Origin of the sequence: Nocardioides ginsengisegetis (assembly GCF_014138045.1) — a bacterium.
GTDB classification, from domain to species: domain Bacteria; phylum Actinomycetota; class Actinomycetes; order Propionibacteriales; family Nocardioidaceae; genus Nocardioides; species Nocardioides ginsengisegetis.
The window spans coordinates 2,027,326-2,042,692 of record NZ_JACGXA010000001.1; the positions used below are offsets into that span (position 1 = coordinate 2,027,326).

A 15,367-nucleotide genomic window follows, 5' to 3' on the forward strand; every position below is an offset into this window, starting at 1 on the left:
TGCGTCAGTCGAGCAGGGTCCCGAGGGGCCCCAGGTCGAGGTTGAGGTCGTCGGCGGTCAGGTCGAACTGTTCCTTCAGCTGGGTCATCGCCTCCTCGAGGCGCATCAGGCCCAGGCCGAGCTCCTCGACCTGGCCGTCGTCGAGGTCCCCCTCGTCGACCCGACGGATCGCCTGGCGTTCCATGAGCTGGCGGACCAGCTCGATGATGGTCAGCACGAGCTTCATCAGGTCCCGCTGCACCGACTCCGAGTCGGTCTCGAGACGACGCGGCAGGGAGTAGCCCTCGGTCATCGCGGGATCATCTCCGCCCGCACCGAGGCAATCAGTGCGTGCAGGCGCACCTGCACGAGGTCGACGCCGGCCAGCGAGATCACCAGGTCACCGGAGATGACGACGCCGGCACCGAGGAGCCGATCGAGCAGGTCGACCAGCGCCACGGGCTGCAGCGCCCTGTTGGCCGGGTTGTCCGACGGCCGCGAGACCAGTCCGCCGGTGAAGGTGTCGGTCACGGTGCGTCCAGGGAGGAGAAGGAGTACGGCGGCCAGGGGCCGCCCAGCTCGACCCGGACGTGCCCGTGCCGGCCGTCCAGCTCGGCGACGAGCTGCCGGAAGTCGTCGACCTGCGTGTCATCGAGGAGGTACGTGCCGTTGAGGATCATCTCGCCCGTGTGTCCCGTGAGCTGCCGGTCCTGGGGGGCGAGCCGGCGACTCAGGGTCGCGTGGTCGGCCAGGACCTCGTGGAGCTCCTGCGCCAGGTCGGCGTCCTCCTGCGCCGAGGCCGCCCGTCGCTGGGTCGCGGCGCGCCGCTGCAGCAGGTAGGCCCGCCCGGCCCCGACCCCCTCGGCCGGCGGTTGCTGCGCCTCCGGCTCGGCACGGACGGCGGGGTCGGCGTACGCCTTGACGCTCCACTCGCTGCGTCCCTCGATCCGGTCCAGCGCCCGCTCCGCGCTGTCGTGCCACTCGGCCAGCTGCGCGGCCAGCGACTCCTCGCCGAGGAAGACCGTCGCGAGTCGCAGCGGGGCGGTCGGTGCGCGGCCGGCGGCGTGCCGGGCGACATCGTCGTGGGCGATCGCGACCGACTCGAGCCAGCGCAGGTCCTCGAGGTTGCGACGCAGCCCCTCCTCGCCGAACTCCTCGAGGTCGACCTCGCTGACCACCGCCACGAGGCCCTCCAGCTGGACCAGCCGCAGCGGAGCACCGCCGATGCCCGGCTGCCCGGAGACGTCGGCGTCGGTCAGGCCGCGCGACAGCGCGTAGGCGTAGAGACCGGTGGTCACGAGCCCTGCTCCAGCTCCTTGAGCCGCTCGCGGAGCTGCTGGTTCTCGCTCTCGAGCTCGCGATCCTTGCTGCGGCTGCTGAGCATCGGATCGTTCTCCCACCAGTCGATCCCCATCTCCTTGGCCTTGTCGACCGAAGCGACGAGCAACCTGATCTTGATGGTGAGCAGCTCGATGTCGAGCAGGTTCACCTTGATGTCGCCGGCGATCACGATGCCCTTGTCCAGCACCCGCTCGAGGATGTCGGCCAGGTCGGCAGGCTGATGCCGCTCGGGAGTCCGGTCGTAGGGACCCTGCATCCTGGCCACGGAGCGCGGCTGCTCGGTCACCGGCCACCGCCCCCGTCGCCGTCGCCGCCCTTGCCCCGGACGTAGCGTCGGGCCCGGTGGTAGCCGGTGAGGTCGCCGTCGGCGTCCACCTGCACCCGGTACGTCGCGAGGATGTCGGTCGAGTCGGGGATCCGCCGGCTCTCGACGACCTCGATCTCGACCTCCCAGCCGTCCTCGGTGCGCTGGACCCCGGTGACGCACTCGGGCTCGCGACCGGTGAGCTCCGAGAGCTGCCGGGCCGCGGCGCGCGCCACGTCCATGGCCGACTGCTTGCGTGCCGCGGGCCGTGCGGCCGTCTTCCTGGGCGCGGACTTGCGCGCCGCGGCCTTCTTGGCCGGAGCCTTGGTGGCGGTGGTCTTCTGCGTCTCTGCCATCGATCATGGTCCCTTCGGGGCGGTGTCGCGGCGGCGGCTCTCCATGAGCCGTTCGACCAGCTCGTCCTCGAGCACTTCGGCCTCTTCCTCGGTGAGGTCACCCGAACGGCGAAGCTCGTCCACGTCCTCGAGCTCTCGGCGAATGCGCGCCGGGTCGTAGTACTGGCGCTCGGCCTCCCGGCGCACCTGCTCGGCGACCCAGACGGTGCCACGGACGGGCGCGAGCGGGAGCGTCAGCAGCCCGGTGATCAGTCCCATCGTGGCCTCACTGTTCCGGGACGAAGTCGTAGAGCGCCATCGGACCCACCAGGCTCAGCCTGGCCCGTCCGTCGAGCTCGGCGGCGAGCACCTCGGCCTCCTGCTCGAGCGCCTCCTGGCGCTCCACATCCACGAGGAATGCGAGCTCTGCCAGGCTGTCCATGCCCGAGACCTCGCGGACCACGTGGTCCAGCACCTGGGGCTGCAGGCGGACGAGGATCTCGTGCGCGTCGTCCCTGCGGCGTCGGTCGACGGCACGGGAGACGAGCTCCCCGAGCCGGATCCGCTCGTAGTGAGTGGCGTCCTCGGGGAGGTCGGCAGTACGCCGGCGCAGCTCGGCGATCTCGGGCTCGGCCGTGACCACCTCGGCGAGCACCGTGTCCAGGACGTAGCGCGCCCGGAGCGTGAACTGCACCTTGCCCTGCACCTGCTCCAGCAGGTCGACGAAGTGCTCGCGCTGCGGGATGAGGAGCTCGTCGACCAGGGTGGGCCGGTCCTGCACCACGGAGCCGAACCGCATGGGAAGGACGGGACCGTGCAGGGCCATGGTGTTGAGGACCGTGCTGTGCGCGACCAGGTCCCGGCGGCGTCCGAGCGGCCGGTCCGGGTCGACGAGCTCCACCAGGGCGGCGACGGGGCCGTCGGTGACCACCTCGACGGCTTGTCCCATGCCGGCCTCGCGGACCACGTCGGCGGGGGCGCCCGCCGACACGATGCCGTAGACGTAGTACGCCTCGGTCGTGCCGGCGGTCACCCCTGGAGCAGATGCCGTCATGCGTCAGTCACGACTCCTGTGTCCGGCGACGAGGCCGGGACGAGGTCGACTTCTTGGCGGGCTGGCGTCGCCGGCTCCCCTGCTTGTCGTCCTCGTCGTCATCGTCGTCCTCGTCGTCCGACGAGCCGAGCAGGGCGTCCTTGGCCGCGCCGAGCACGCCCGAGGTCTTGCCCTTGGCGCCGCCCTCGGCCATCCCCTCGACCATGTCGGGCAGGTCCTTGCCGCCCTTGCCCGACTCATAGAGGTTGAGCCGGTTGGTGGCCTCCGCGAAGCGGAGGTAGGTGTCCACGCTCGCGATCACGATGCGGGCGTCGATGGTCAACAGCTCGATGCCGACCAGCGAGACCCGGACGTAGGCGTCGATCACGAGACCCTTGTCGAGAATGACCTCGACGACGTCGGCGAGGCCGCTGGGTGCGGGTCGATCGAGGTAGCCGCCCTGGCGTTGTGTGGCAACAGTCATTCGTTCACCTTCTCTTCCGCGAAGTGGTCCGTCTGCTGGAGGACCGCTTCCGCGGCTGCTCCTCCGGTTCTTCCTCTTCTACGTCCTCCTCGTCCTCGAGGTCGGCCTCGTCCTCAGGCTCGTCATACTCCTCTTCGGGTTCCTCGGCGTCGACCCCGTCCTCGGCGTCGTCCTCGTACTCCTCGTCGGCCTCGTCCTCGGGCTCGTCGTCGTACTCCTCGTCGGCCTCGTCCTCGGCCTCGTCCTCGGTCTCGCCCTCGTACTCCTCGTCGGCCTCGTCCTCGGGCTCGTCCTCGGGCTCGTCGTCGTACTCCTCGTCGGCCTCGTCCTCGGGCTCGTCCTCGTCGTACTCCTCGTCGGCCTCGTCCTCCGGCTCGTCGTACTCCTCGTCGGCGTACTCGTCCTCGCGCTGCTGCTCTTCCTCCTCGACCACCTCGTCGTGGTCGCGGACGACCTCGCCGTCGTGGATCTCGCCGCGCCAGCCCTCGAGCTCGTCCTCCTCGAGGATCGAACGCGTCATGACGTGGCGCCGGAAGTGCCGGAGCTCTGCGCGGGCGCGGCGACCCTGGGCTCGCCAGATGTTGCCGGTCTTCTCGAACAGGCCCTGCGGGTAGTACTCGAGCACCACGAGGACGCGGGTCAAGTTGGGAGCCAGCTCGTGGAAGGTGACCGCGCCGTCGACGTGACCCTTCTCGCCCTTCGACTTCCAGATGATCCGGTCGTTGGGCACCTGGTCGATGATCGTCGCCTCCCAGGTCCGGTGCGACCAGAAGACCTGGGCCTTGAAGGTGACCTTGACGTCGTCCTGCTGGTCGACGCTCTCGACCTTCTTCATGAACCCGGAGAAGTCCTGGAACTGGGTCCACTGGTTGTAGGCAACGTCGATCGGCACACCGACGTCGATCGACTCGATGATGTTCGTGGACTTGGTGGCCTTGTCGCCACCGCCGCCCCCGAACGCCGACTTGACCTTGTCCTTGATCTCGCCGAGCCCACCCTTGAGGGCGCCGCCGACGGGGTTGTCCCCCTGGGCTGCAGCCTTGGAACCCTCCTTGGCAGCCTTGCCCATCACGCCGCCGTTGGCGGCGATATCGGTCAGCGAGCCGGTCGCGTCGCCGAGCCGCTGCGTGACGGTGCCGACGGCCTTCTCCCCGAGCGCCTTCGCGGCGTCCTGGAGCTCGTCCTTGAGCCGGTCCAGCGGAAGCTCACCCATCAGGGACTTCAGCCCCGAGGTGCTGCCCTTGTCCTCAGTCATCGTGGTCGCCCTCCTCAGCCGTTGCTGCGCGAGCGGCCGGAGCTGCTCGACTTCTTGGCGGTGGCCCTCTTGGCGGGGGCCTTCTTGGCGGCCGTCTTCTTGGCGGCGGTGGCCTTCGTGGCGGGGGCCTTCTTGGCGGCCGCCTTCTTGGCCGGAGCCTTGGTGGCCGCAGCCTTCTTCGCCGGAGCCTTGGTGGCGGCCTTCTTCGCCGGTGCCCTGGCGGCGGACGGCTTCTTGGTCGGCGTCTGCTTCGCAGCCCTCGTGGCCGTCTTCTTCGCCGGGGCCTTCGTGGCCTCCCGGGCAGACCTCGCGGGACGGCGCCGCCGCTGACGGGGGCGCTCCGGAGCTTCCTCCTCGGGCTCGTCCTCCGCCTCGGGCTCGTCCTCCGCCTCGGGCTCGTCGTCACCCTCGGGCTCGTCCTCGGCCTCGGGCTCCTCCGCCTCGTCCTGGTCCTCGTCGTCGTCCTCGGCCTCGTCGGCCGCCTCCTCGAGCTCGCCGGCCAGACCGCGGAGTGCGTCGGTGCGATCGCGCAGCGAGTCGCTCACCAGCTCCATGCGCGAGCTGAGCGTCGCCAACGCGGCCGCCCTCGCGGCCTCGAGGAACTTGCCGCGGATCTGATCCTCGATCTCGGCGAGGTTGGGGTTCTTGTCGACCAGCTCGCGTCCCTGCTTCATCAGGGCCCTCGGATTGGTCGCTACTCGTTGCCCGACCAGCATGCTGCCCAGCGATATCGCGAGCTTCATCTTCTTGTTGCGTCCGAGCAGGTATCCGCCTGCCACGGCCAGCGCAACACGTGCCTCGTTGCTCATAGCTCCCTCTCGTCGAATGGATGACGTTCATCCGTCTGTGCGACGTTCTCCCCCTTGGTCCGTGCCCCTCGAGGCCCGATGTAAACCCCGGGGTGGGCAAAGCCGACGAGGGCCGGGAGGGCTCAGCCCCGCAACGTGGCGCGGATCGAGGGTGCCGCCAGCGCGATCACCTCGTCGACGGACGCGGACGCCATCGGCTCGACCTTGATGACGTAGCGCAGCATCGCCAGCCCGATGAGCTGCGAGGCGAGCAGCTCCGTTCGCATGGCGGACGACTGGACACCGGTGGCGCGCGCGACGGGGTTGAGGACCGACCGGTTGATCATCCGGTAGAGCATCCGCCCCGCCCGGGCGCTGCCCGTCGAGCCCTGGATCAGCTTGACCATCCGGGCCCGCGTGCGGGGGCTCTCGCAGAGCCGGAGGAAGCGGGTGAGCAGTCGCACGGCGAAGTCCCGCTCGACCGGGTCGACGGGGACCAGCGTCACGACTCGGTCGTGGAGTAGTCACCCCGGTAGAACAGCAGCGGCTCCTCGACCCCGGACACGGCCATGTCGAGGACCCGTCCGATGACGACGAAGTGGTCGCCCGCCTCGTGGACGGCGTGGATCGTGCAGTCGACGTGGCCGAGCACCCCGGCGAGGAGCGGGGAGCCGGTGGCGGCCGACGGCGTCCACGGCACCTCGGCGAACTTGTCGATCCCGCGGCTGGCCATCCGGTTGGACAGCTCGGCCTGGTCGGCGGCCAGGAAGTTCACGCAGAACTTCCCCGATCGCTGGATCAGTGGCCAGGCCCGCGAGGTCTTCGCCGGCACGAACAGCACCAGCGGCGGGTCCAGCGAGACGCTCGAGAACGACTGGCAGGTCAGCCCGACCGGCTCCCCCGACGACGTCGAGGTCACCACCGTGACACCCGAGGCGAACCGCCCGAGCACGTCGCGGAACTGCCGGGCCGCGGCGATCGCGGCCGGGTCGTCGGCGTGGACACCGCCGTACTCCCCGGGGCGGAACTCGAAGTCGACGTCGACGTCGCCCAGCCAGGAGCTGATCAGCTCGGGACTCGGCCAGGTCTCGCGCGCGTCGGAGGTCATCCCCTCCGGGATCTCGCGGCCGGCCTCCGAGCTCATGCGCTCAACCGTAGTCACTGGTGACCGACGGAGAAGTCGTGCCCCCAGTACGAGACGGCGGTGCTCTCGCGAGCCACCCACGTGTGGTCGTCGACGGTCAGGCCCTCGGTGCCGTACTCGACGTCGAAGCCGCCCGGTGAGCGGACGTAGAACGACACCATCTGGTCGTTCATGTGCCGGCCGAGCGTCGCGGACAACGGCACGCCGTGCTTGCGGACCCGCTCCAGCGCGCGGCCGACGTCGTCGAGCTTCTCGACCTCGACCATGATGTGCACGCACTTCGAGGGGTTGGGCATCGGCAGGAACGCCAGCGAGTGGTGCCGCGGGTTGCAGCCGAGGAACCGCAGCCAGGCGGTCGAACCGGGCTCCTTGCCGACGAACTCCCCCGGCATCCGCATCGAGTCGCGCAGCCGGAAGCCGAGCACGTCGGCGTAGAACCGCAGCGCCTCCTCGTCGTCGCCGACGGGCACCACGATGTGCCCGAGCCCCTGCTCGCCGGTGACGAAGCGGTTGGCGTACGGCGTGACCAGCGGCCGCGCCTCGTACGTCGCGCCGTGGAAGAGCTCGAAGACGTTCTCGAAGGGGTCCTCGAACCGGATCATCCCCTCGACCCGCCGCTCGGCGAGCTCCTCGGCCGTCGCCTCGTGGATCTCGACCCCGTGGTCCTTGAGGTGGTCCACGGCCTGCGCGAGCGCCCGCCGGTCGGCCACCTCCCAGCCCATGCAGCCCATCCGGTCGTGCTCGGAGGGGACCACGACAATGCGTGCCGACAGCTCGTCCATCCGGAAGTAGAGGTGCCCCTCCGTCGGCCCACGCCCCTCGGCCAGCCCCAGGACCTTGCCGGCGAAGTGGCGCCACTGCTCGACGTCGGTGCTCTCGACGCGGACGTAGCCGAGGCTCTTGATGTCGATCATCGCGCCCTCTCGGTGTGCCGGGCCAGGAACGCCGTCGTGACCTCGGCGAACTCCTCCGCCGCCTCGATCTGCGCCCAGTGGCCGCAGTGCGGGAACACGTGCAGGGTCGCCCTCGGGATCAGCTTCAGTGCCGCGAAGGCCCCGTCGATCGGGTTGACCCGGTCCTCACGCCCCCAGGTGAGCAGCGTGTGCTTGCGCAGCCGGTGCGCCTCGCGCCAGAGCATGCCGTCCTCGGCGGTCTCGGGGTTCCAGAACGACATCCCCATCGAGCGCATCGCATCCTGCGCCCCGGGAGCGGTGGCGTCGGCGAACCGCTCCTCGACCAACTCATCGGTCACCAGCGACTGGTCGACGACCATCGTCGAGATGAAGGCGCGCAGCGCCTCACGGGTCGGGTTGGCGCCGAAGTCCATCAGCCGCTGGACGCCCTCGGTCGGGTCGGCGTGGAAGAGGTTGAGCGACAGCCCGCCCGGGCCCATCAGCACCAGCCGTCCGACCCGGTCGGGGTGGGTCAGCGCGAGTCGCATCGCGGTGCCGCCGCCGAGGCTGTTGCCCAGCAGGTGCACGCGATCCACGCCGATCTCGTCGAGCAGGGCGACGACGTGGTCGGCCGCGAAGCGGTAGTAGTTGCCGACCACCGGCGGCTTGTCGGACGCCCCGAAGCCGGGCTGGTCGACGAGCAGGGTGCGGTACGACGCGGCGAACCGCGACAGCGCCGGCCCGAAGTTGGACCAGGCGGACGCGCCCGGCCCGCCGCCGTGCAGCATCACGAGCGGCAGCCCGCCACCGGCATCGGTGGAGACCCCGGCCTCGTGGTAGCTCAGCGTGATGTCGCCGGCCTTGGCCGAGCGGCGTGTGGACTCGCGGGTCAGGTCGGCCACGGTCAGTACATCCCCGGGTCGACCTTGTGGCCGAACTCGTGGGCGCCGTACATCTGCAACGCCCGCTCGGGGTCGTTGGCGGCGTGCACCCGGCCGGCGTGCGCGTCGCGCCACGCCCGTTGGAGGTAGGTGCCCTCGGCGAGCGCACGACCCCCTGACGCCTCGAAGAGGTCGTCGATCGCGTCGATCGCGCGCTGGGTGCCGATGACCTGGTCGCGCCGCACCTTGAGCCGCAGCCCGAGCGGGATCTTCTCCCCCTTGTCGACGTGCGCCTGCTCCTCGCGGATGTTGCTGACCAGCAGCGCCCAGGCGGCGTCGATCTCCGAGGAGGCACGGGCGATCCGCACCGCGGCGAACGGGTCGAGCGACGCCTTCTCGCCGAGGTAGGCCGCGCGGGTGCGCTTCTGCTGCATCTCGACGTGCTCGGCGTAGGCGCCGCGCGCCATCCCGATGATCGGGGTGGTGATGGTGCCGGTGAAGATCGAGTGGAACGGCAGCTTGTAGAGGTCGGAGGTGTTCAGCGCCTGGCCCGGGCCCTTGCACCGCCCGGTCTCCCCCATCGAGAGCGTGAACGCCTCGGGCACGAACACCTCGTCGACCACGATGTCGTTGGAGCCGGTCCCCTTGAGGCCGACCATGTGCCACACGTCGACGATCTGGTACTTCTCGCGCGGCACCATGAAGGTCCGGAAGTCCACGACCTGCCCGTCGGCGTTGAAGACCAGCCCACCGAGCAGCACCCACTGGCAGTGGTCGCAGCCCGACGAGAAGCTCCACTTGCCCGACAGCGTGTAGCCGCCGTCGGTGAGGACCGCCTTGCCCGTGGGGGCGTACGACGAGCTCAGCCGGGTGGACGTGTCCTCGCCCCAGACCGCCTGCTGGGCCTCGTCGGCGAAGAGCGCGACCTGCCAGGGGTGCACGCCCACCACGCTGGAGACCCACCCCGTCGAGCCGCATGCCGACGCGATGTCCCGGACCGCGGTGTAGAAGTCGACCGGGTCCGCCTCGAGGCCGTCGAAGCGCCGCGGCTGGAGCAGCCGGAAGAAGCCGACCTCCTCGAGCTCCTTGACCGAGGCCTCGGGCACGACGCGCAGACGCTCCGCCTCGTCGGCCCGCTCCCGGATGCCGGGCAGCAGGTCGCGGACGCCGTCGAGCACAGCCTGGGACATGTGTGTTGCTCCTGTCGTGGTCGGACAGCAGCAATACTAGAACACGTTCTTGTTTTGGGTAACCCCCGACGCACCGCTCAGTCGTCGAGGTCCCCCATGCCCGGGGCGACCACGAGACCCGGCAGCAGCGGCCGGCACGAGCACGGCTCGCCACGCGCCCAGGCCCGCAAGGCCTCCTCCTTGAGGCCGCCGGCCGCCCGCAGCTCCGCGATGAGCGCCGGGGGCATCGGGACGCCCGGGTGCACCGACTCCCAGATCTGCGCCTCGAGCATCGGCCCGGCGACGTCGATGGAGCTCAGGTCGATGGGGACCGACGCGGCCGAGCCCGGCTTCGCGTCCGGGTTCTTCTTGTCCATCGGGTAGGTCGGGGTGTGGAAGGTGTAGGGCGCGAAGTCCGGCTTCGAGGTGAACAGGTCGTAGGGCACCGCGGAGTACTGCGTGTACGACGACAGCGGGTCCAGGCCGAGGATCAGCTCGATCGTGTGCAGCACCGATGCCTGGCTGATGTGCAGCGAGGAGAGCGCGCCCCGCTTCGCGTACGGCGACGCCACGGCGAGGATGTTGCGGTGGCCGTCGCGGTGGTCGAGGCCGTCCTGGCTGTCGTCCTCCACGATGAACACCGCGGTGCTCTTCCACTGCGGCGTGTGCGACAGGTAGTCCACGAACCGCCCGACCGCGAGGTCGTTGGTGGCCACGTGCGCCGCCGGCGTCTTCTTGCCCGCCGACGTCCCGTCGGTGTGGTCATTGCCGAGGACGGCGTACATGAACTGCGGCAGCTGGTCGGTCTGCACCAGCGGGTCCAGGGCCGCCTCGATCTCCTGCTCCTTGTCGACGTCGGAGACCGACGTCAGGGAGAGGTTGGCGCCGAGGTTGGGGTCGAAGCTCGCGGCCGACTGCTCGTCGTAGGCGCCTCCGGGGGTGCCGCACCGCGATCCCGGCGCGACCTTGGTCGTCGGCACCTGGGCGGTCGAGAGGCCCACCAGCTCGCCGAAGTTGCGGAAGGTCTTGCCCTGCCGGGCGAGCTGCTGGAACACCGCGCCACAGCGGGGGTAGACGATCGGCGCGGTCGGGTCGTAGGGGTGGTTGCGCGAGGAGTAGTAGTGCAGGTAGCTCATCTCGGTGTAGTCGCTCGAGACGCCCTCGGCGGTCCAGTGGTGGCCCTGGATGCTCGCCTCGCCGTCGCTGTAGAAGTTCTGCGACAGCGCGAACCGCTTCGCCAGCGCGTGGATGTTGGGCGTGACCGTCCTGGCGTGGTCGTCGACCCGACCGAACTCCGTGTACGACGGCTCCACGTCCGCGTCGCGCCGCGTGAGGTCGCCGAAGACCTGGTCGAAGGTCCGGTTCTCCCGCACGATCATCACGACGTGCTTGATCGGGCTGCGCCCCGCGTTCCTCAGCGTCGGGATCGGCGAGCCGGCGGGCCGCAGGCGCGAGGTCGTCGACGGGTAGCGCAGGTTGTGCTGCGCCTTCGCGGTCCACGCGGCGAGGGTGGCCGCAGAGGGACGCTCGACGGAGGTCAGCAGGCCGTGCCGGTGGTTGGCGATGTACTGCGCGTGGCTGCGGATCGGCGCCCCACCGAGGCCCTTGGCCGAGGCGACGAGGAGCTTGCCGTGGGTGGCGGTCGCCAGGGCCGAGGGGTACCAGCCGGTGGGGATCGCGCCGACGGTGTGCAGGTCCTTCCCGGCGCCGCGCAGCACCATCACCGCGTTGTCGCCGGCGTTGCCGACGTAGACGGTGTGGGTCGCGTCGTCGACGGCCACCGCGTCCGGGGTGGAGCCGTTGGCCTCGCCCTTGATGAGGTGCGTCGAGACCTGGGTGACCTCGCTGGGAGCGGGGCCGGTGACGTCGAGGACGGTGAGCGAGTCGTCGTTGGCGTTCGCGACGTAGAGGCTCTTCCCCGGGCCGTCGAGCGCCATCGAGACCGGGTGGTCGCCGACGGGGGTCGTCGAGGTGACCGCGCCGGTGGCCGTGTCGAGGCCGACGACGGCGTTGAGGCCCTGGGCGGCGACGTACGCCGTGGCGCCGTCCTTCGACACGGTGACGGCCTCGGGGTAGGCGCCGCCGGGCTGGCCCGGGCCACCGAGCGGCGTCTCCCAGAGCAGGGTGCCGTTCTCGGTGGAGAGGGCGGCGACCGTGGAGCCCTGCTCGTTGGTGACCAGGACCGCGCTGCCATCGGGCAGGACGTCGAGGCCGCGGCTGTAGGCGGCGGCGTCGCCGACGAGCGGGGCCGTGCCGGGGATGCCGCCGTTCTGGCTGCCGTCCACCGTCGGCGCACCGGCCCGCAGGGAGCTCTTCCAGCGCTGGACCATCATGATCTGGTGGCCGTCCCAGGCGTAGTCGTAGACCTGGTCGTTGCCGCCACCGGTGGCGTAGAGGTGCGTGCCGTCGGCGCTCCACGCCAGCCCGGACTCGTAGAACGTCGGCTGGTCGGTCTCGTGGTCGTGGACCGTCTGCAGCACCCGGCCGCTCGCGACGTCGACGATCTGGATCCCCTCGTCCGTCTGGGACGGGGCCCCCTCGCCCTGACCGCTGTTGGCGATCGCGGCGACGGTGCCGTCGGGCGAGAGCGCGATGGCGACCGGGAAGTCGCCCAGCTCGGTGCGCTCCCCCACCGGCGTGATGAGCCGGCCGGAGACGAGGCTGACGCCCTCGGCGTACTGGCCCGTGGTGCTGTAGGGGGTCACGTGCTCGGTGCCGTCGGCGCCGGCGACCTGCCAGACGAGCAGGCCGGCGACGAGGCCGGCGGCGAGGCCGGCGGCGGTGGTGGGGAGGGTGCGCATGGCCCTCCAACCGGCCTGCGCACCCGAGGTCACGGGTGTGCGGGCGTGTTCACCGACTGTTCAGCCACCGCGTGACCGGCGCCACGGGACGGGTCCTGGTCGCGCGTTGGTGGGTACGCCGCGTAGCCGACCGGCTCCAGCGGTGAGCCAGCAACCGAACCCGACCTGGATACGGTTCACCACCCACCGCCCGGCCGACCCGGCGGTGAGCCGTGAACCGACCCGGACAGGGAAACGGTTCACAGCTCACCGCTCCCGTTGACCAGCGCGCCCGCGCATGCGGGCGGCGCGGGCGAAGCCCGCGCCGACAAGCGCGCCGGGAGACGGTCGGCCACGCGCGCGGGCGCCCCAGCCAGCCACCGGCAGTTGCCCCGAGCCGACGGTCAGCGGAAGGCGTCCGCGGAGGCCTGCACCTGCGCGACGTGGGCCGCCCAGTCGTAGTCGTCGCCGGGCAGGTTGCTGCTGGTCCGCAGGAACCCGGCCGCGCCGTCGACGGTCTCGCGCAGGATGTCGGCGTGGCCGGCGTGGTGGTGGGTCTCGGTCGCGACGTGGACCAGCATCCGGTGGAGCGTCACGGCCTCGCCGCCCCAGTGGCGCACGTTCCCGACGGTCTCGAGGTCGCAGGCGGCGAAGGTCTCGTCCGCGTGCTTCCAGGCCCGGCGGTAGAGGTCCACGACCCAGTCGCGGCCCTCCTCGGGAGTCGCGAACATGTCGGCGTTGCGGTCGGCTCCCGGGGTGTACCACGGCAGGTCGATCCCGCTGGGTCGCCCGAAGGTCTCGCCGAAGTAGATGAGCTCCACACCGGCCGAGTGCTTCACGAGACCGAGCAGGTTGGTGCCGGTCGGGGTGAGCGGGCGGCGTACGTCGTACTCGCTCAGCCCCTCGAGCTTCCACACGAGCGCGTCGCGCGCGCCCTGGAGGTAGTGGCCGAGGGTCTCCTTCGCGTCCGTCATGGCGTCACCCTAGCCACGGCTCAGGCGTTGGCGGCCGCCTTGTCCTGCTCGGCCTTCAGCATCAGGGCGATGTCGATGAGCTGGTCCTCCTGGCCGCCGATCAGCTTGCGTCGTCCGGCCTCGAGCAGGATCTTGGCGCCGCTGACGCCGTAGCGGTCGGCGGCGTTGCCGGCGTGCTTGAGGAAGGAGCTGTAGACGCCGGCGTAGCCCATCATCAGCGTCATCCGGTCCAGCTGGCACTCCTCCGGCATCGCCGGGCGGATCACGTCCTCCGACGCGTCGACGATGGTCAGGAAGTCGATGCCGGTCCGCCAGCCGAGCTTGTCGCAGACCCCGACGAACGCCTCGAGGGGCGTGTTGCCCGCGCCGGCGCCGAAGCGCCGCACGGAGCCGTCGATCTGGGTCGCGCCGGCACGCGCGGCGATGACGGTGTTGGCGACGCCGAGGCCGAGGTTCTCGTGGCCGTGGAAGCCGACGGTGGCCTCATGGCCGATCTCGGCGACCAGCGCGGCGACCCGGTCGGCGGTCTGCTCCATGACCAGCGCGCCGGCCGAGTCGACGACGTAGACGCACTGGCAGCCCGCGTCGACCATGATCCGGGCCTGCTGCGCGAGCACCTCCGGCGGCTGGGTGTGGCTCATCATCAGGAAGCCGACGGTCTCCAGGCCGAGCTCGCGGGCCAGCGTGAAGTGCTGGCGGGACACGTCGGCCTCGGTGCAGTGCGTGGCGATCCGGCAGATCTGGCCGCCGTTGTCCTGCGCCGCGCGGATGTCGTCCTTGGTGCCGACGCCGGGCAGCATCAGGAAGGCGATCCGGGCGTGCTTCGCGGTCTCGGCCGCGATCCGGATCAGCTCCTGTTCGGGCGTGCGCGAGAAGCCGTAGTTGAAGCTCGACCCGCCCAGCCCGTCGCCGTGGGTCACCTCGATGACCGGCACGCCGCTGGCGTCGAGCGCCTCGACGATGTCGTGCACCTCGGTCGCGGTGAACTGGTGGCGCTTGTGGTGCGACCCGTCGCGCAGGCAGGTGTCGGTGAGGCGGAGGTCGAGGTCGTCGGACCAGGTCCGGGCCAGGTTGTTCACGCCATGCTCCTTGCTGCCAGGGATCGAGCAATGTTCTCGCCGACCTGCGTGGCGGCGGCGGTCATGATGTCGAGGTTCCCGGCGTACGGCGGGAGGTAGTCGCCGGCACCCTCGACCTCGACGAAGATGCTGACCTTCGTCTGGCCGCGGGTGGCCGGGGACGGGTCGTCGATCTGGGGCTCCTGGAGCAGCCGGTAGCCCGGGACGTAGGCCTGCACGGCCTTCTCCATCGCGAGCACGGACGTGACGATCGCGTCCCGGTCGGCGTCGGGCGGCACGGCGCAGAAGATCGTGTCGCGCATGATCATCGGCGGGTCGGCCGGGTTGAGGATGATGATCGCCTTGCCCTGCTGGGCTCCGCCGATCTCCTCGACGCCCCGGCTCGTCGTGCGGGTGAACTCGTCGATGTTGGCGCGCGTGCCCGGGCCGGCGCTGACGCTGGCGACGGACGCCACGATCTCGGCGTACGAGACCGTCGCCGCCCGCGAGACCGCCGCCACCATCGGGATCGTGGCCTGGCCGCCGCAGGTGATCATGTTGACGTTCATCGCGCCGACGTGGGCCTCGCCGTTGACCGGCGGGATGACGGCCGGGCCGACCGCCGCGGGCGTCAGGTCGACCGCGCGGATGCCCGCCTCCTCGTAGCGAGGGGCGTACTCCCGGTGCACGTAGGCCGACGTCGCCTCGAAGACCAGGTCGGGCAGCTCGTCCTGCTTGAGCAGCCAGTCGACGCCCTCGTGGGTCGCCTCCAGGCCGAGCGCGGAGGCGAGCCGGAGCCCCTCGCTGCTGGGGTCGACGCCGACCATCCAGCGTGGCTCGATCGAGTCGGACCTCAGCAGCTTGTACATCAGGTCGGTGCCGATGTTGCCGGGGCCGACGATGGCGGCGGTCAGCCGCTCGGTGGTCGAGCTTGTCGAGACCATGGGAC

The 15,367-nt window shown here is 70.8% G+C and carries 19 protein-coding genes; all 19 read right to left on the reverse strand.

Features of this window, described 5'->3' with window-relative positions:
- Positions 1-4 precede the first annotated feature (4 nt).
- A complete protein-coding gene (locus FB382_RS09685; protein ID WP_182538728.1) occupies positions 5-292 on the reverse strand; it encodes a gas vesicle protein K in 288 nt (95 codons plus the stop codon).
- Positions 289-510: a gas vesicle protein gene (locus tag FB382_RS22855; RefSeq protein ID WP_220481309.1), complete on the reverse strand. Its 222-nt coding sequence runs from the start codon at positions 508-510 to the stop codon at positions 289-291. The genes FB382_RS09685 and FB382_RS22855 overlap by 4 nt, the downstream gene beginning before the upstream one ends.
- Positions 507-1,277, reverse strand: a complete 771-nt coding sequence (locus tag FB382_RS09695) for a GvpL/GvpF family gas vesicle protein (protein ID WP_182538730.1) — start codon at positions 1,275-1,277, stop codon at positions 507-509. Before FB382_RS09695 ends, FB382_RS22855 begins: the two co-directional genes overlap by 4 nt.
- Entirely contained in the window at positions 1,274-1,606 is a 333-nt protein-coding gene (locus tag FB382_RS09700) for a gas vesicle protein (RefSeq protein ID WP_343055544.1), read from the reverse strand. Before FB382_RS09700 ends, FB382_RS09695 begins: the two co-directional genes overlap by 4 nt.
- The gene (locus FB382_RS09705) at positions 1,603-1,980 is read right to left on the reverse strand and encodes a gas vesicle protein GvpO (RefSeq protein ID WP_182538732.1); all 378 of its coding nucleotides are present in this window, start codon (positions 1,978-1,980) and stop codon (positions 1,603-1,605) included. Before FB382_RS09705 ends, FB382_RS09700 begins: the two co-directional genes overlap by 4 nt.
- Before the next feature lie 3 nt (positions 1,981-1,983).
- The gene (locus tag FB382_RS09710; protein WP_182538734.1) at positions 1,984-2,238 is read right to left on the reverse strand and encodes a gas vesicle protein GvpG; all 255 of its coding nucleotides are present in this window, start codon (positions 2,236-2,238) and stop codon (positions 1,984-1,986) included.
- Between the two features lie 7 nt (positions 2,239-2,245).
- Complete coding sequence (locus tag FB382_RS09715) at positions 2,246-2,992, reverse strand: GvpL/GvpF family gas vesicle protein (protein ID WP_182538737.1); 747 nt, start codon at positions 2,990-2,992, stop codon at positions 2,246-2,248.
- A 28-nt stretch (positions 2,993-3,020) separates the two neighbouring features.
- Positions 3,021-3,476, reverse strand: coding sequence for a gas vesicle protein GvpJ (gene gvpJ, locus FB382_RS09720; RefSeq protein WP_182538739.1), 456 nt, complete (start codon positions 3,474-3,476; stop codon positions 3,021-3,023).
- A 4-nt stretch (positions 3,477-3,480) separates the two neighbouring features.
- Complete coding sequence (locus FB382_RS09725; protein WP_220481310.1) at positions 3,481-4,731, reverse strand: SRPBCC family protein; 1,251 nt, start codon at positions 4,729-4,731, stop codon at positions 3,481-3,483.
- 14 nt (positions 4,732-4,745) lie between these two features.
- Positions 4,746-5,540: a histone protein gene (locus FB382_RS09730; protein ID WP_182538741.1), complete on the reverse strand. Its 795-nt coding sequence runs from the start codon at positions 5,538-5,540 to the stop codon at positions 4,746-4,748.
- Positions 5,541-5,662: 122 nt separating this feature from the next.
- The gene (locus tag FB382_RS09735) at positions 5,663-6,025 is read right to left on the reverse strand and encodes a TetR/AcrR family transcriptional regulator (RefSeq protein ID WP_182538743.1); all 363 of its coding nucleotides are present in this window, start codon (positions 6,023-6,025) and stop codon (positions 5,663-5,665) included.
- Positions 6,022-6,663, reverse strand: a complete 642-nt coding sequence (locus tag FB382_RS09740) for a flavin reductase family protein (RefSeq protein WP_281379853.1) — start codon at positions 6,661-6,663, stop codon at positions 6,022-6,024. The genes FB382_RS09735 and FB382_RS09740 overlap by 4 nt, the downstream gene beginning before the upstream one ends.
- 14 nt (positions 6,664-6,677) lie before the next feature.
- On the reverse strand, positions 6,678-7,577 hold the full coding sequence (hsaC, locus tag FB382_RS09745) for an iron-dependent extradiol dioxygenase HsaC (protein ID WP_220481311.1): 900 nt from the start codon (positions 7,575-7,577) through the stop codon (positions 6,678-6,680).
- On the reverse strand, positions 7,574-8,458 hold the full coding sequence (gene hsaD / locus FB382_RS09750; protein WP_343055545.1) for a 4,5:9,10-diseco-3-hydroxy-5,9,17-trioxoandrosta-1(10),2-diene-4-oate hydrolase: 885 nt from the start codon (positions 8,456-8,458) through the stop codon (positions 7,574-7,576). Before hsaD ends, hsaC begins: the two co-directional genes overlap by 4 nt.
- Positions 8,459-8,460: 2 nt before the next feature.
- Entirely contained in the window at positions 8,461-9,627 is a 1,167-nt protein-coding gene (gene hsaA, locus FB382_RS09755) for a 3-hydroxy-9,10-secoandrosta-1,3,5(10)-triene-9,17-dione monooxygenase oxygenase subunit (protein WP_182538745.1), read from the reverse strand.
- Positions 9,628-9,704: 77 nt separating this feature from the next.
- Positions 9,705-12,407 carry a bifunctional YncE family protein/alkaline phosphatase family protein gene (locus FB382_RS09760; RefSeq protein ID WP_182538747.1) on the reverse strand — a complete coding sequence of 901 codons (2,703 nt, stop codon included), beginning with the start codon at positions 12,405-12,407 and terminating at the stop codon, positions 9,705-9,707.
- A gap of 383 nt (positions 12,408-12,790) precedes the next feature.
- Positions 12,791-13,360: a DinB family protein gene (locus tag FB382_RS09765; RefSeq protein WP_182538749.1), complete on the reverse strand. Its 570-nt coding sequence runs from the start codon at positions 13,358-13,360 to the stop codon at positions 12,791-12,793.
- Positions 13,361-13,380: 20 nt separating this feature from the next.
- The gene (gene dmpG / locus FB382_RS09770) at positions 13,381-14,439 is read right to left on the reverse strand and encodes a 4-hydroxy-2-oxovalerate aldolase (protein WP_182538750.1); all 1,059 of its coding nucleotides are present in this window, start codon (positions 14,437-14,439) and stop codon (positions 13,381-13,383) included.
- Positions 14,436-15,362 (reverse strand): acetaldehyde dehydrogenase (acetylating), encoded by a 927-nt coding sequence (locus FB382_RS09775; RefSeq protein ID WP_182538752.1) that lies wholly within the window; start codon positions 15,360-15,362, stop codon positions 14,436-14,438. Before FB382_RS09775 ends, dmpG begins: the two co-directional genes overlap by 4 nt.
- Positions 15,363-15,367: the final 5 nt, after the last annotated feature.

Bases quoted from the DNA above. Each gene is read 5' to 3' on its own strand.
- FB382_RS09685 (WP_182538728.1), bottom strand. From the start codon at position 292: ATGACCGAGGGCTACTCCCTGCCGCGTCGTCTCGAGACCGACTCGGAG.
- FB382_RS09705 (WP_182538732.1), bottom strand. From the start codon at position 1,980: ATGGCAGAGACGCAGAAGACCACCGCCACCAAGGCTCCGGCCAAGAAG.
- FB382_RS09710 (WP_182538734.1), bottom strand. From the start codon at position 2,238: ATGGGACTGATCACCGGGCTGCTGACGCTCCCGCTCGCGCCCGTCCGT.
- gvpJ (WP_182538739.1), bottom strand. From the start codon at position 3,476: ATGACTGTTGCCACACAACGCCAGGGCGGCTACCTCGATCGACCCGCA.
- FB382_RS09725 (WP_220481310.1), bottom strand. From the start codon at position 4,731: ATGACTGAGGACAAGGGCAGCACCTCGGGGCTGAAGTCCCTGATGGGT.
- FB382_RS09730 (WP_182538741.1), bottom strand. From the start codon at position 5,540: ATGAGCAACGAGGCACGTGTTGCGCTGGCCGTGGCAGGCGGATACCTG.
- FB382_RS09740 (WP_281379853.1), bottom strand. From the start codon at position 6,663: ATGAGCTCGGAGGCCGGCCGCGAGATCCCGGAGGGGATGACCTCCGAC.
- hsaC (WP_220481311.1), bottom strand. From the start codon at position 7,577: ATGATCGACATCAAGAGCCTCGGCTACGTCCGCGTCGAGAGCACCGAC.
- hsaA (WP_182538745.1), bottom strand. From the start codon at position 9,627: ATGTCCCAGGCTGTGCTCGACGGCGTCCGCGACCTGCTGCCCGGCATC.
- FB382_RS09760 (WP_182538747.1), bottom strand. From the start codon at position 12,407: ATGCGCACCCTCCCCACCACCGCCGCCGGCCTCGCCGCCGGCCTCGTC.
- FB382_RS09765 (WP_182538749.1), bottom strand. From the start codon at position 13,360: ATGACGGACGCGAAGGAGACCCTCGGCCACTACCTCCAGGGCGCGCGC.
- FB382_RS09775 (WP_182538752.1), bottom strand. From the start codon at position 15,362: ATGGTCTCGACAAGCTCGACCACCGAGCGGCTGACCGCCGCCATCGTC.